16 protein-coding genes and 1 pseudogene are annotated in these 13,831 nt (G+C 33.7%); 2 read left to right on the top strand and 15 right to left on the bottom strand.

Annotated elements, in window-relative coordinates:
* Positions 1-313: 313 nt before the first annotated feature.
* The 3 genes from LEGAS_RS04195 to LEGAS_RS04185 all read right to left on the bottom strand — a co-directional run bounded on the left by LEGAS_RS04195 (position 314) and on the right by LEGAS_RS04185 (position 2,373).
* Positions 314-634 (bottom strand): DMT family transporter, encoded by a 321-nt coding sequence (locus LEGAS_RS04195; RefSeq protein ID WP_010391358.1) that lies wholly within the window; start codon positions 632-634, stop codon positions 314-316.
* A gap of 95 nt (positions 635-729) precedes the next feature.
* Positions 730-1,224 (bottom strand): MepB family protein, encoded by a 495-nt coding sequence (locus LEGAS_RS04190; protein WP_010391356.1) that lies wholly within the window; start codon positions 1,222-1,224, stop codon positions 730-732.
* A 612-nt stretch (positions 1,225-1,836) separates the two neighbouring features.
* Positions 1,837-2,373: an HdeD family acid-resistance protein gene (locus LEGAS_RS04185; RefSeq protein ID WP_013231497.1), complete on the bottom strand. Its 537-nt coding sequence runs from the start codon at positions 2,371-2,373 to the stop codon at positions 1,837-1,839.
* 1,446 nt (positions 2,374-3,819) lie between these two features.
* On the opposite strand from LEGAS_RS04185, the gene LEGAS_RS04180 reads away from it, so the two are divergent.
* On the top strand, positions 3,820-4,494 hold the full coding sequence (locus LEGAS_RS04180; protein ID WP_013231494.1) for a sunset domain-containing protein: 675 nt from the start codon (positions 3,820-3,822) through the stop codon (positions 4,492-4,494).
* A gap of 321 nt (positions 4,495-4,815) precedes the next feature.
* On the opposite strand, the pseudogene LEGAS_RS10185 reads toward LEGAS_RS04180, so the two are convergent.
* From LEGAS_RS10185 to LEGAS_RS04130, 11 genes and pseudogenes are all read right to left on the bottom strand, one after another.
* Positions 4,816-4,884 (bottom strand): annotated as a pseudogene (locus LEGAS_RS10185) (tRNA (guanosine(46)-N7)-methyltransferase TrmB); the annotation flags it as partial.
* Positions 4,885-5,104: 220 nt separating this feature from the next.
* Complete coding sequence (locus LEGAS_RS04175; protein WP_010391349.1) at positions 5,105-5,878, bottom strand: DUF1828 domain-containing protein; 774 nt, start codon at positions 5,876-5,878, stop codon at positions 5,105-5,107.
* A 14-nt stretch (positions 5,879-5,892) separates the two neighbouring features.
* Positions 5,893-6,327, bottom strand: coding sequence for a DUF6978 family protein (locus LEGAS_RS04170; RefSeq protein WP_010391347.1), 435 nt, complete (start codon positions 6,325-6,327; stop codon positions 5,893-5,895).
* A 144-nt stretch (positions 6,328-6,471) separates the two neighbouring features.
* On the bottom strand, positions 6,472-6,717 hold the full coding sequence (locus LEGAS_RS04165) for a hypothetical protein (protein WP_013231492.1): 246 nt from the start codon (positions 6,715-6,717) through the stop codon (positions 6,472-6,474).
* Between the two features lie 484 nt (positions 6,718-7,201).
* Complete coding sequence (locus tag LEGAS_RS04160; RefSeq protein ID WP_010391341.1) at positions 7,202-7,387, bottom strand: hypothetical protein; 186 nt, start codon at positions 7,385-7,387, stop codon at positions 7,202-7,204.
* Positions 7,388-7,444: 57 nt separating this feature from the next.
* Positions 7,445-8,173, bottom strand: a complete 729-nt coding sequence (locus tag LEGAS_RS04155; RefSeq protein WP_010391337.1) for a phage terminase large subunit — start codon at positions 8,171-8,173, stop codon at positions 7,445-7,447.
* Complete coding sequence (locus LEGAS_RS04150; RefSeq protein WP_010391335.1) at positions 8,173-8,736, bottom strand: terminase small subunit; 564 nt, start codon at positions 8,734-8,736, stop codon at positions 8,173-8,175. Before LEGAS_RS04150 ends, LEGAS_RS04155 begins: the two co-directional genes overlap by 1 nt.
* 65 nt (positions 8,737-8,801) lie before the next feature.
* Entirely contained in the window at positions 8,802-9,701 is a 900-nt protein-coding gene (locus LEGAS_RS09755; RefSeq protein ID WP_013231491.1) for a hypothetical protein, read from the bottom strand.
* Between the two features lie 451 nt (positions 9,702-10,152).
* Positions 10,153-10,743, bottom strand: coding sequence for a hypothetical protein (locus tag LEGAS_RS04140; RefSeq protein ID WP_013231490.1), 591 nt, complete (start codon positions 10,741-10,743; stop codon positions 10,153-10,155).
* 21 nt (positions 10,744-10,764) lie between these two features.
* Positions 10,765-11,742: a Kiwa anti-phage protein KwaB-like domain-containing protein gene (locus LEGAS_RS04135; RefSeq protein WP_013231489.1), complete on the bottom strand. Its 978-nt coding sequence runs from the start codon at positions 11,740-11,742 to the stop codon at positions 10,765-10,767.
* 312 nt (positions 11,743-12,054) lie between these two features.
* On the bottom strand, positions 12,055-12,468 hold the full coding sequence (locus LEGAS_RS04130; RefSeq protein WP_010391319.1) for an ArpU family phage packaging/lysis transcriptional regulator: 414 nt from the start codon (positions 12,466-12,468) through the stop codon (positions 12,055-12,057).
* A 259-nt stretch (positions 12,469-12,727) separates the two neighbouring features.
* Here LEGAS_RS04130 and LEGAS_RS09885 point away from each other — a divergent pair, with 259 nt between their 5' ends.
* Positions 12,728-13,099: a tyrosine-type recombinase/integrase gene (locus LEGAS_RS09885; RefSeq protein WP_010391317.1), complete on the top strand. Its 372-nt coding sequence runs from the start codon at positions 12,728-12,730 to the stop codon at positions 13,097-13,099.
* 48 nt (positions 13,100-13,147) lie between these two features.
* Here LEGAS_RS09885 and trmB read toward each other — a convergent pair whose 3' ends face one another.
* Positions 13,148-13,807 (bottom strand): tRNA (guanosine(46)-N7)-methyltransferase TrmB, encoded by a 660-nt coding sequence (trmB, locus tag LEGAS_RS04125; protein WP_013231488.1) that lies wholly within the window; start codon positions 13,805-13,807, stop codon positions 13,148-13,150.
* Between the last annotated feature and the right edge of the window lie 24 nt (positions 13,808-13,831).

The raw sequence follows: 13,831 nt of genomic DNA, 5'->3' as shown, positions 1-13,831 counted from the left end.
TACCTGTAATTTTGGTAAAACAGTTTTTTTATTTAAAAAAGTTGAGACCTCTAGGACATTTATTACATAATAGTATGCCCATAAACAAATTTATTTCGAATTAGTGTTACCTAAGTGCTAAAAAAGCCACGTACTGAATGACGTGGCTTTTTTAGGCGTAGGAAAATTCCTTGCTTCAAAATTTTCTTTCATCGTTTTTAAACGTTTCGATCAGCTTATAATGACTTTTAATATGTTAGCTTCATTCCCTGACATGTCGCCGTTTTCTATTTCGTTTCTGAATTGATTAAAGAAACTATCAGTGACATTAATATTACTCCCCGGCAGTTACTTTAATACCAATAATTGCAACAACTAATAAAATAATAAAAAACCAAGTAATAGGTGGGAATTGATCGTGAAATAATATGACACCAATTACCACTGATCCAACTGCCCCAATCCCTGTCCAAATTGGATAAGCTAAACTAAATGGCAAATACTTCACTGCTTGTAATAAAAAGAACATACTTGCAATCAAACCAATAACTGTCAAACTTGCCCAACCAACTTTTGTAAAACCATGACTTAATTTCATAGTAGTTGACCAAAGTATTTCCGAAAAACCTGCAAGTAACAAATAAATCCATGGCATATAAAAATTCTCCTAATAACTATTGAAATAGACTTAAGTATCAAACTATCACGCCTCTGACATCGAATTGACTGAAAATTTATACAGTTTTGCAGTCAAATTGTATATAACTGCTTTAATTTAGAGACATCTATTAAATCTTTTGATAGATCAATAAAATAATGCAGTTGCCATTGTTGTGTTTGAAAAGCAGTTTTATTTAATTCCTTCACCCACTCTGGATAAACCCTTATTGCCATCTTTCCTTTTGAATTCAATGATAACAATATTTTTTTTTGCGCTAATAATGCTTTAGGAAATATAAATTGCCCTTGGTTTTTAAAATCAATCACATTAATTATTAAAAAATCGGGACTGCTTTCATAATCAAACGGTTTATTTTTAGCATGATTATCTTTTTCCCAAAAAGCAACAAAATAGCCCTTTTTTGTAGGTGTTTTTTTTGCTAGCCGACTCCGAAACGTTTTATTTTTTAGTCGGAATCTGAATCCTTCATACAATACATTTTGCGATTCCTCACTCATTTGTTCAACATTATACGCCAATTCAGTTGTGACCCCTCTTTTTATTAACTCGAGAGACTGGTTCATACTGGATAATCCTTCCTTAATATTACTACCACCTTTAGAAAATGAAAAGTGAGCCTAAATTTTATAGATAGGTTCACTTTAGCCATAACATCAATTTCTGTTCATTTGCCCGTTTCAGCGAAAATATAGTTATTTAAAACTGTTATGTGTTGCTCAATTATTCCTAACTTATGGATTGAGGTTTAGATATAAAACCACGCAAGTTAATACATTATAACAAAATAAAAAGCCTAACAGGCTTCTTGATAAGAATTTCTATACATTACAAAACTAAATTTATTGATTAACTAAACTAACTTAATATTTCTGAGGTTGAAGATCTCTCTGTATCATTCAACATATATCAAATATGATATTAAAACCAGTAACTAATAATTTGACAAGTATTCTGCTAGACTGCTGAACACACTCTCTGTTGCGTTCAATGTTTTAATTATAACACACATCTCAAACAATTGCTTATTTCATCATTTATATTATCTCATTAATTTAGTTCATTAATTAGCATGATCAATCTTCGCAAACAAAGGTTGATCTGCAGATAACTCGTTCTTCTCATTTTTATGTATAAAAAACACCGTTAGATTTAACTAACTAGTGTATTGAAATAACCTATTTTTTTAAAGTGACGTATTGTATTATCTTAAAAATTCCAATGATTAACAAAGTAACACCGAAGAACGTCCATACAAGTATACCACCCAATAATGGGCTAAATAATAGACTTAAACCGCCTAATACACTAATCACTGCTGATAAGATTGACCAAAACTTGTTAGTGCTAATCTGATTTAAAATTGTAAGCTGAATAATCCCCTCAATTAACCATGCCATACCCGTCAATATACCAACTACTAAAATGAGTGATACAGCGGCCGCTTGCATGTCTATGAATATAAATAAACCAGCAACTATGTAGATAACAGAACTGATTAAGTGTCCCAATCTGGTGGTGCCATTAACGCTATCCTTTTTAAACACAGAAAGCAATTTGAACAACCCAGCTGCGATTAAAGCAGCACCCATCATTCCAGCAACTGCTCTAGCGCTTCGACCAGGCAGGAATAATATAAAGGCACCGATAATTATAGAAATCAGTCCATCAAAGCCAATTGCTCGTCGTACTTTTACAAAAAATTCATCTGACATATTCATTCTCCCTCACTTATTAATCTAAATTAATTATACATCAGTACATACAAATTTACTAAATTAGAAAATCCTTAATAAAAAAATACCCTTATGGTGCTGTAGCGTGGCTGTTTCTTTTTTGGAAACTGTTACTAAGTATGAGCCCCATCTATTACCCATAGCGCCTGTGAATGCTAGACCAAAACAAACTATATCACCGAGGGTAATTTCATTGAATATTTAGCAACCTATGAGCTGTGCCTTAAAGTTTTATATGTGTCGACTCATGGATACGCTTGTTTAACGGCAAAATAAAAACACCAATAAAGGTGTCTCTCTAATTGCTACTTTACTATGTACGTCAGCCCCTGGAATATACTTCAATTTAGATAAATGAAATATGGCGATCGTAAAATCACTGGGTTGACTAATAAATTATATCATTAATCTTGCAAAAAGTAAAATTAGTGTACGGCGCAATAACCACGCCTTCGTTAATTATCAGCAATATCGATATACCATCATCCAACAGACACGCTTGCAGCATCAATGTAACATTTTCAGTTATTGATACATATGAAAATCATGTACCTCTGCAAAAGTATCAGCAAACTACAAAAAGACTAGATCACGCTTGTGCATTAATTGCCTAGGTGAGTATTGAAACTTACTCCGATTCATGCCATCCAACATTCCTGTCTCGAGTATCTGACAATAAGGATATTTGATGAGACTAATTGCTGTTTTTATCTTATCAAATATTATTCGTGCATTAATTTGCTTATTTAACCAACTTTCAACTGAATTACCAAATATTTCAAATCGTGGCCTATATGACATAGTTGGTGACTTTAAGGCGCCAACATATCAGATTTTAACTTCCTTGGTTTTAGATGAAGAACAGACTTATAACGTCTTCTTTCAGTACTTGAATAACTTCTTTTACACTCATGTTTTCCTTCTTAGTATTATTTGTTGTAATAATATTTGTAAGTTTTACTTTCCAACTACTCTGTGAAGTACTATAATCACAGAGTAAACATATCCCAATAAACCATTTTATAACATATTCTTTCGTCAAAATTGGTAATGTTTTACCTGTTCTTTGTTTGCGTAATTAACTTACAAGATTAAATACAATACTATCTAAAACACTCTTCAATAATTTATTACTGTATGTGATACTTTTCTTGTTTTACATAAGAAAAACGCTAATAGACACGATAAGAGAAGTTTCAAAAAAACGTGATTTATCATTAACTGGTGTTGCTATTAGGGCAAGTATTGGTGAAAAATCAATATATTCATGAACTATCAGGGAACCTACTGTCGCGACATTGCAGAAAGTAGCTACTGCGCACTCATTTGGTGTGACAAGTTTGGCTGAAACATGCCATCCAATTTTTAATTATTTAGCATTATGTGCTGAACAACCACATAAAAAGGTTTGAGGAGATTTTAGGGATGAGCATATTATTTGGTTTTATTTTTTTCTTTTCATTTTTAGCTAGTATCGGAATTGCAATTTATTGGTTTATTGCTAGATTAAAGCATAAGCCCTTTCCAATGTTTAAGAAGGCTATCATTGGTTCGCTTGTCGTATTAACTGTTAGTTTAATGGGTGGCGTCGCTACCGCAAATAACGCCACCAAAGACAGTAAACCGACCTCAAGTGCTTCGAAAAAAAGCGAGTCGTCAAAGAAATCTGCTAGCGAATCAAGTGAAAAAGCTAGTATAGCTAATTCTAAGGCGATTTCAAGTTCGGAGGCTGCTGCAAGTTCAAAAGCAAAACAAGCAAGTATTGAATCATCTGAAAAGGCTAGTTCGGACGCTGCTGAAAAATCAAGTCAGGAAACTGTCAGAGTGTCACAGGCTGCTTCGATATCCGAAGCGCAGTCACTATCGAATTCAGAAAAAGCATCTAATGATAATGCTGCTGCAACTACTGCTTCTCAAAATAACGCAACAGACACAACACAAGTATACACAGGCACTAGTCAACAAATTATCGGTAACGCAAGGTCTCACATTTATCATGTTCCTGGTCAAGCCGGATACCATATGAACTCAGCAAATGCTATATATTTTGGTAGTGAAGCTGAAGCTCAGGCAAATGGCTATAGAAGAGCTCAACGATAACATGCCCTCTCGGGCGTACATAGACGAAAGGATATTGGAGAAATGAATTATTTTTTAAGGTACAGCTTGTTTCATATCAAATTAATATTTTTGATTATATATGGTAGTTTCGCACTATTAGCAATCATTGCCATATGTTACCTGCTTTGGTCAACTCATCGCAAATAAAAAAACTTAATCTTTGAAGAGTTAAGTCTGATAAATCGCGTAAACGCACGGGGCCGTTCTGATTAACGAGAACAGATGTAAGTCCCTTTTCTAGATTCACATCAATTTTAATCGTGTTTTTTGTTTAGATAACACTATGTAACCCTTGTCGTTCTAAAAGTGAGCCTTTATCTTATAAATAGGTTGACCTTTAGCCATAAACTTCTGTTCATATTTTGTTTCAGCGAAAAATTAGTTAATCAACACTGTTATGTATTGATTAATTGTTGATTTATCAAGCTTTTTGAATGTTAACAACAACTGAATATTAGTAGCAAGTCCCCAAAATGTCCCCAATTTATCGATTGATTTTAACAAATAAACACCACGTATTAAGTTACGTGGTGTTTATTTGTTATATTAAGAGTTAATTAATGCTACTTATGAAAGAATATTATTATAATCAATGTAGAGTAGCTAAAATTTTGTTTTTGTCAGAAAACGGAAGTATTTCAATATTCTTGGATTCAGCAACACGAAATGCTTTGTCACTAATAGCATAATCTTCAGTATTAGCAATTATTTTATTAATTGGTTTGTCTCCTACTTCTAATGGTCTTTGCTCGTTAATATCTTCAAAAATAAACGTAGAATTAGTAATCGCACTAAATGTCAAGTGGTTATGAAACTGAATAAACATTTCAGGCCTATTTTTTCTGGCCGGAATTGTATAGTCAATCGTATAGTTCAAACCAGAAATACCTGCGAATTTAGCTTTACTCGTCCCTATTATATCGTTCTCTTTTAGAAAATCCGTGACTTCTTCTGAAAAAAGATTGACAATATTATTCCTACGAGTCATCATCAAATCATTTACTCTTAGAATTGTTTGCAATAGTGAGTGCTTTTTTTCTGGAAATTCAGATGAAACACCATCTATAGTCAATTCATCATCAACTCTATGAACGCCAGAGCCGATTAATATTCTATCGATCATTTGATTACGAGTAGTTGTTAATTCGATTCCGTTTAAGGACAAATCGTTTATTGTTTCTCCATCATCGCTTAAAAGAAAATGCTTTTCATCTATTTTATCAACATATATATTTATATTATCACCGATAGCGTTTGTAAAAGGAGTAATTATTTGGTTAGAATCTTCCAAATTTTTTATGCGATACTTATTTTTTAACCAATCCAGGTATTGAGATAACAACAACGTTGTATCAAGTTTCATAGTTCTGCTCCTTTCTAAACAATAGTTTCTTGAATTTGTACTCCCGACATATCAACACTATTTTCTTTCAAAAACCAAGTTAATGCATCCATGTATTGATTAATCATAATACTCGACAAATTTTGTAAAGAAATAGCTTTACTTCCAAAATCATGCTGTTCATCAAATATATGAACATGAGGTGTTTCCACACCTTTATGAGATGATCCTGAATAATCTAAGCGCATCATTATCTTATCTGGATAATTACTTGACATTATTACAAGTGAGAATATGTCTTTGTTTCTATGACCCTTTTTGTTTATAATTAAATCAAATTTCGAGTTACGGGTTGCTTTGTCTTTTAACAACGTCCTACTTTCTTTAGAAAAAGCTGGTACTGTTACACTATTCCCCTCAACTAATTTTGCCAATTGTTTTAGTTGCGTAAATAATTGTTGATTTGACATGTTCATTCTTTCGTTTAATTTATTTATTGCTTAATTATACTTCATGTGTTGTGCAAACACAAAACTAGCAGCACCATGCGATAAAATGATTATTGAAATTGCAGAATACAATAGTAATTATCAGGTAAACAAAAACCGACTAAATTAATTTCTAGTCGGTTTTGTTTCATGTTTAATACGTTTAGATAATCCAGCCATTCGTTCTTTATATTGTTCATCATATTTGGCGATTTGTCCAGAATGTATTGCCGTATCTATTTTAGAAAACTGAAAATATACATTAATTTTCTTTGAGTATTTTTGATACACGATACATACCCAATATAGTGTGTTTATCTTTTTAATGAATCGTTCCTTAATTTTTTTGATAAGTTGGTCGTCGTAATTCATAATGTCACCTCTATGGCATCATACGAACATTTGTTTTTATTTGCAAATAAAAAATCAGCTATTACACTGACTCTAATTAATATTGGTGCTTTTAATCACCAGAACCGCCACAATAAGCAAAGCACCAAATGTTATTAAATATTTTACCTTTTCCATAGTCACTCCTTCTTCAACTAAACGTGAAATGCAGTCAGCAATTATCGAAGTACACAATGTTATCAGGATGGACGACATCAGAACAGACAAGTTGGAATGGCGGTCCAAGGAGTTGAACCTTGATTTCTTATTGTTTCCATACCTGTTTTTTATCGCCACAATAATAATAGCACAAAAACAATAGTATGTCTTACCAAAACACAAAAAAGCCCAACCAGAAATTATCCAGTTGGGCTTTTTTAGTGCGTTCAAAATTAAAGTTCGTTGAATATTGACCATTCATAATAAACAACACAAAGCCATCTATTTTAATTAACAGGTGGTTTGTCTATTTAATTTGTAAATCTTGTTCCAAAATATTCCAAAACACAATGGCATTGTTATACCAAAACGCCACACGATAAGCGTCGTTAGAATTTGATTTATGCAATTCAAACGCTGTACCATATGCAGAAGTGCTTGCCTTTGTTGTTAGGCAAATGTTATCGCCATCTTTCAATTTAGGTTGTGCCATAGATTTTTCCTCCAAACCGTTAATTGAGTCTTCCTCTAATTGATCATAACAAATACTTCACTTCGCCAAAAATGCAATAGGATCTACTACATGGTCTGAACCACGTCCGGTACGCGAAGCAAAGTTGTGCGTCTTGATCTCAATAACGTCGTTGTCATCGAGATCATAATTTGCTCCTGCTTCGTCTGCTAATTTACGAGTCAACCACATATAAGCGCCGTATGACTTGTTGAAATCTTCTTGAGAAGTGACACGCTCGCCAAATTCAATCGCTGCATATGTTTCCCAATTTATTGTTTGGTAATAACCGTCTGGATCTGCAATAATGCCACGCATTGATTCATCAACTGTATCAAACGCATCTTCTAACTCTAATTGATAGGCTTCTTCTACCCATAATCGGCATAAATTACCCGTTTCAACCGATATAGATGTAATAGACAATGGTTTATCAGCACCACGAAACAGTATCTTTTGCCCTGTTGGTTTATACGTTATTTCAGGTAGTGAGCTGTTAAATTGAAAAAGGCTGCCAACGCCCATGCGATTAGCAACCTTTTGTAATAATGTAAATGTTGATTGTCTGTTAGTGTTGGCATATCGCCTCAACACCAACCAATTAACGTATGACTTCGTGAGTATATCGTAGATGACCTTCGTGGCTTCTGCTTCGCTTTTACCACTTCCACGGCTACCTTTGTAGACAATGTAGCGCTTCTTACTGTTAAAAAGTGGCGCGTATGCTTTACTAACCATTTCTGGTAAATTCCATTCAATTTCAGACATTACATGTCCTCCTCGAACGGTTTAACATTGATAGTTATCTCACCGCTACCACCATTCAATAACTCGACTTTCTTTTCAGCCAGATCAGCATCAGCTTTCATCTTGCGAGCCCTATCCTCTTCGAATGATGTCTCTTCTTTAGCTGGCTTTATAATTTTTGAAAGAAGGTCTGCTGCTCTAACTGCATCCCCCACACTACCTGCAATTTCCGTTACTTCAAGAACTTCTTCGTTGACGATCTTTTCATAAGTATTATCATCACCAGAACCTGTTACAGTTAAGACAACAGGTTTTTTAAGCACATTAGTTACTTGTTCCATCTCTTGCCGGCGCATGACACGAGTCATAAACTCCAATATCTCTTTTTGCTCTGCGATCTTATCTTTATCGATTTCTTCAATTCGCTTAGCTATGTACTCAAATATGTCAGGTTTTGTCAGGTTTTCGCTGCCAACACTTCTTGCAGTCTTCTTGCTGTAACCCGCTTCAATAGCTGACTGCGTAGCGTTTCCAGTCTTGATATACTCATCAGCAAACTTCTTCTGTTTCGGTGTTAATTTCATGTCATTTACGGCACCTCCTTTCAATGTTTTAGTGCAAAATAAAAAGCGCTTATGCACTTTGAAATTTAATTCATAGGAGTAATAGTCCAAGTAACAGTATGCCCGTCCATATTAGTTGTCCAAGAGTCGAATGAAACAGTACCATTAATTAATGAATAGGGGATATTTTGGTAATCAAAACTCAACGTGGTTGCGTTCAGAGTATAGGAAACATCTCTATCAGGTCTATAAGAACCGCTCCGTTTCACACGTACCACGGAGTCAGTAATAAACGTGATATCTTGTATACCATCGTGAGCTAAATTTTGTGGGGCTTTCTGTTCATTCATTGCTTGATCGGTATTCTCACCATCATACAATGATGGTGAGATTCTATATTTTTTTCCTACTAACTGATCATGTACCGCATCAGCTTTTTCTTTTTCTGCTTGCCTGTATGGTACATACAATGATTCAGGAATAGTAAAACCATAGAATAAAGTATCAGCACCTTCCGTACTGACTACAACAGCTCCCTTATTATCTTGAGCATGCATTACTTTAACTTTATATTGTGTATTATTATTTGATACTTCAAGTTCCCAATTATCGCCAGCAGCAACAATATTAACTAATTTTCCGCGATTCATATTCGGAGTGGAGGCGACAACATCTATGACTGTCTCTCTATTAAGCATTTTGGTCATTGCGGTTGGTTTAGCAGTTAGAGCACCCGCACCAGGCATCCCATGATATAGCTGAATACCGTAGTCTTTTCCACTTGAAATGAGAATATTATTCTCTGATTGGCTTTCGCTGGCGGCTTCCTTTGTTGAAGAACTTGAGCTTGATTTAGACCTGTCACTTTTTTTAGTTGTGTGATTTTCTTTTTGATCTGTGTCACTATTGTGACCGATGTATACGAGTGAACCACCAATCACCGCTAAAATCACAGTTACAGATATTACAATGTTTTTCAATTTCATGAATGTAGTACTCCCTATTATTTATTAAAATTCATCTCCACGAGATATTATACACGAATGAAATTGAAATAGGGATCGCTGTATAATGAAATGATTAAAAATACTACATTCTTTCAACCATAATTAACACTAGTTAATTATTTATCTCCTTAACCACGCCATGTGGCTCTTATAATCAATATTGCGGTTATCAACGACTTCCGCTCTAATCTGCACACGTGCTCTTGCATGCCTTGCAACACTCTCACGCTTGACCTCATCTGCATGTATTGGTATCTGTGGCATCGCGTATGTGCCTATTGCGTTTCCGTTGCTCTCGTATTAGTTCTTCATCATTCATAATTCGCTCCATGCAAAAGGTCCAACCTGCGTAGTTGTTTCAAGTTCCCAAATTTGACCACTTATTTTTATGTACTAAAAAACCGCCGTTAGATTTAAACTAACGTGCAGTTTATTTTCTTTTTGCGATGTACGAAAAACTATCAGTAATTCTGGTAACTTTTAATTTTTCATGATTTTGCCTTGAGGTTTGTATTGCTTGCGATGAATTTCGTGTAAGGTATTTCATATCATCATTACTATCTATATAAATATTGTACCCTACCAATATCAGGGTAGGATTAAGATATACTAAATCCATTCGAATGTAAATGATCATTATTATAAGAAACAATACAAAATTTGTTACTATTGGAGCGCTAACGTTTATTCCGGCCGTCAAAAAAGGAATCACATAAGTCATCAAATAACTAATAATGTTGTCATCTGATTTTTTTATTCGATTTATAAGTTGATCAGATCCCTTATCTTTTTTAATTCTATAACCAAGGTATATAATGAAAAATAGCAAAGGAAATAAAATAAGAGCTAGGATATAATATCCAAAAACAGCATTTTCATTTATAATCAGAAGAACGTTATTTAAGATTTTATTTGACTTAAAATTTTTTTGATATTGAAAATATTTATCAGCTACTAATTGCAAATATACTAACCCATATAAAGGAATATATGATATCAAGAATAATTGTATTTTTATCATGTGCCCACCTTTGTCAGGATATTAGTGTTCTGCAAAAAATTCATTTCCTGTAATTATGGATTTAACCGGCTCTTCATTAAGTAAAGATAAAAATAATGGAAGTGAACTTCTAGTATAAACTATTCCCTTGTCATTTATTTTTAAATCTTTATACTTCGCTTTAAAGGCATCGTTTTCTTTAATCATCTTAATTTCATCCAAGTGCTGTGAAACGCTTTCTATGATACCAGTTTTTTTTCCAAAATTAACTACTGACCTATATAAGATAGGTCTTCTATTCAGGTCGTCTTCGAAATTTTCGATTCCTTGATAAAATTCCGGATAGTTCGAAAATAATTTTATTGTTTCTTCTGCCAACTTTTTATATTCTTCTAATAATCCAAATAAGTCTTCAAATCCTTTTTTATTTTTTATTACACAAACACTATTGTGTATATAGCAAGTAGTTTTTGGATTGAATCCAATTATCAAATCATCATCCGATAATTTAGTGATTTCTTTGTCTCCAACATTTCCAATCAATCCAAACCCTCGCGATTTAGTTAGGCTATTGAAAGTATTAGTGCTACCAAAAAGATACAAGTTTTCTTCATCAGTATAAATATGTGCACAGTAACCTCTTACAAGATTTAATTTTGGTCTAATAGTAGACAAATCTTCAACAAATTGTTTAGGATCATTTTCTGTATTGGTTTTTTCAACATGTTTTTTCATCAAAGGAAATTCTTCAGAACTGCAAAACATCAAATGATCCGTTTTTTCCATGCCTACATTAAACTGAGTAATTTCTTGATTTTTATCATCATTATAATCGTTCATCCACCTTTTTTTAAACGAGTCCTTAATCTCTTTACTTGTTTCAGCATAACTAAACATTGTTTCTTTTTTATTTTTCCATAAAAGGTATAATCTAACGTCTGCACCTGCTTTTTTCAACATTGTTGCCACAGTTTTTACGTCCGTTAAAACTGTATCACTCGTAATCTCTTTTTCTTCCATTTATCATTATTCTCTTTCTAATCTACTTATTAAGATTTAACAACAATTTTAAGGATAATGCAAGAATAGTTTTAAATTAATATAAAACAGATACAAGGATATGACTTATCATGTATTGAAAATGCTATTTATTCTTTGCAAGCAGCATATCGAACTCTAAACCTTAGCCAAATACTCTGAACATCAAGTATGCTACTTGCTCATGTGAATATCTAATATAGAACCAAAATGTGCGTGCAAGATGTGCTCTTCGTAATCATTCGATAATACCAATATACCACCATTCAACAGACACGCGTGCGACATTTTCAGCTACTGGTAAATATGAAAATCATGCACCTCTTCAAAAGTATCGGCAAAATACAAAAAGGCTAGATCGCGCTTGCGCATTAATTGTCTAGACGAGTATTGAAACTGACTCCCCATATCCAACCAATTCATGCCATCAATATACCTTGTCTCGAGTATCTGACGGTAGGGATATTTGATGAAACTAATTGCAGTTTTTATCTTATCAAACAACATACGTGCCTCGATTTGCTTATTCAACCGAGTTTCAACTGAATTACCAAATGTTTCTGACCGTGGCATATCTGACATAGTTGGTGACTTTAAACCACCCATATCTTCATGAGCTATTCTGGCAATCCGTTCCACCTCCACTTCGAAAAACTGACGGACATCTCTAATCGTTGCTGCTTCATTTATATCAGGTAGTAACTGCATTTTTCGTCTGGCTCCTTAATATTATGTACGACGGATAACCGTCATTTATGTCGCTTTATTGTTCTACCAGTTCATATTAATTACAATATGTCTTAAACATCGCCATGTAATTACATAATCAGAGCAATGTTTACTGATCATCGATACTGTCACCTGACCTATTAGAATCCTTATTAGTACAATAAATATTACACTGAAAACAAACCGCATCACAAAATCTTATTCTATAGCCGTGCAAAAATTGACAGAAACTAAAAACATGCAATCGCATAGAATTATAGCTATCACAGAGCAGTTTTCGAAATTACTACACGACAATTCTGACTACCTCCCTTTATATTCTCACTATTACAACAGACAATTTAGCAGACGGTTAAAAGATATTATAGATGCTCTTGATATACCACACCTTAGATTTCACGATTTAAGGCACTCTCACGCTAGTTTTCTACTATACAACGATGTTTCTATTGATTATGTTTCCAAGCGCTTAGGTCATAAGAATACGCGTATAACATTAGACGTTTATGCCCACATGTTAAAAGAGAAAGAGACAGAACAAAGTACAATGGCTTTAAAGTTTTTATCTTCAAGTCCCCAAATGTCCCCAGAAAGCAAAAACAACGCCTAAATTAGACGTTGTTTTTTGTTTATATAATATCCTGTAATTCTTGTCGCTCTAGAAGTGAGCCTTTATCTTATAAATAGGTTGACCTTTAGCCATAAACTTCTGTTCATACTCTGTTTCTATATTACCTAAAACTTTTTCATCATCTTGATGTAAATCTAAAGAATAGTCATTCGTTGACCATCGCATACCATAATTCACGAAACTGACCATCGAGTATTCAAATAAATGACGGTTATCAGTTTTAAATTCTACTTCGCCTTTTTCAGGTAAAATAGCCTCATATGACTTTAAAAAAGATTTGTAGGTTAATCGACGTGATTCGTGACGAGTTTTCGGCCATGGATCAGAAAAATTAAGATATAATTTGGCAACTTCAGCCTTTTCAAAGTACGTTTCCACACCATTACCATTGCCATAAATATAGCGCAAGTTCGGCAGTTTTCCAACCTGTTCAAAACTTTTACGTGCAGCAATAGCTATTGCTGTCTCTTGAATCTCCATACCAATATAATTTATTTCTGGATGTGCTAGTGCCATACCAAGAATAAATTGTCCTTTTCCAGAACCAATTTCAATGTGAATTGGGTTTTTTTGATCAAATAACATTTGCCATTTGCCAATCTGTTCTGTTGCCTGTTTTTGATCAATGACAATGTCAGAATGCGCTGTTAACCAAGCAGATGCCCAAGGTTTTGCTCTAAGATGCATATTATTTCTCTACGCGTGGCAGTT

The organism is Leuconostoc gasicomitatum LMG 18811 (assembly GCF_000196855.1).
GTDB classification, from domain to species: Bacteria; Bacillota; Bacilli; order Lactobacillales; family Lactobacillaceae; genus Leuconostoc; species Leuconostoc gasicomitatum.
Note: the sequence above shows the minus strand (reverse complement) of the source record. Positions and strands in the feature narration are given on the sequence as shown.

Coding starts and splice junctions, on each gene's coding strand:
- LEGAS_RS04175 (WP_010391349.1), bottom strand. CDS start 5,878: ATGAAACTTGATACAACGTTGTTGTTATCTCAATACCTGGATTGGTTA.
- LEGAS_RS09755 (WP_013231491.1), bottom strand. CDS start 9,701: ATGAAATTGAAAAACATTGTAATATCTGTAACTGTGATTTTAGCGGTG.
- LEGAS_RS04195 (WP_010391358.1), bottom strand. CDS start 634: ATGCCATGGATTTATTTGTTACTTGCAGGTTTTTCGGAAATACTTTGG.
- LEGAS_RS04150 (WP_010391335.1), bottom strand. CDS start 8,736: ATGAAATTAACACCGAAACAGAAGAAGTTTGCTGATGAGTATATCAAG.
- LEGAS_RS09885 (WP_010391317.1), top strand. CDS start 12,728: ATGCAATCGCATAGAATTATAGCTATCACAGAGCAGTTTTCGAAATTA.
- LEGAS_RS04180 (WP_013231494.1), top strand. CDS start 3,820: ATGAGCATATTATTTGGTTTTATTTTTTTCTTTTCATTTTTAGCTAGT.
- LEGAS_RS04130 (WP_010391319.1), bottom strand. CDS start 12,468: ATGCAGTTACTACCTGATATAAATGAAGCAGCAACGATTAGAGATGTC.
- LEGAS_RS04160 (WP_010391341.1), bottom strand. CDS start 7,387: ATGGCACAACCTAAATTGAAAGATGGCGATAACATTTGCCTAACAACA.
- LEGAS_RS04140 (WP_013231490.1), bottom strand. CDS start 10,743: ATGATAAAAATACAATTATTCTTGATATCATATATTCCTTTATATGGG.
- LEGAS_RS04135 (WP_013231489.1), bottom strand. CDS start 11,742: ATGGAAGAAAAAGAGATTACGAGTGATACAGTTTTAACGGACGTAAAA.
- LEGAS_RS04190 (WP_010391356.1), bottom strand. CDS start 1,224: ATGAACCAGTCTCTCGAGTTAATAAAAAGAGGGGTCACAACTGAATTG.
- LEGAS_RS04155 (WP_010391337.1), bottom strand. CDS start 8,173: ATGTCTGAAATTGAATGGAATTTACCAGAAATGGTTAGTAAAGCATAC.
- trmB (WP_013231488.1), bottom strand. CDS start 13,807: ATGCATCTTAGAGCAAAACCTTGGGCATCTGCTTGGTTAACAGCGCAT.
- LEGAS_RS04165 (WP_013231492.1), bottom strand. CDS start 6,717: ATGAATTACGACGACCAACTTATCAAAAAAATTAAGGAACGATTCATT.
- LEGAS_RS04185 (WP_013231497.1), bottom strand. CDS start 2,373: ATGTCAGATGAATTTTTTGTAAAAGTACGACGAGCAATTGGCTTTGAT.
- LEGAS_RS04170 (WP_010391347.1), bottom strand. CDS start 6,327: ATGTCAAATCAACAATTATTTACGCAACTAAAACAATTGGCAAAATTA.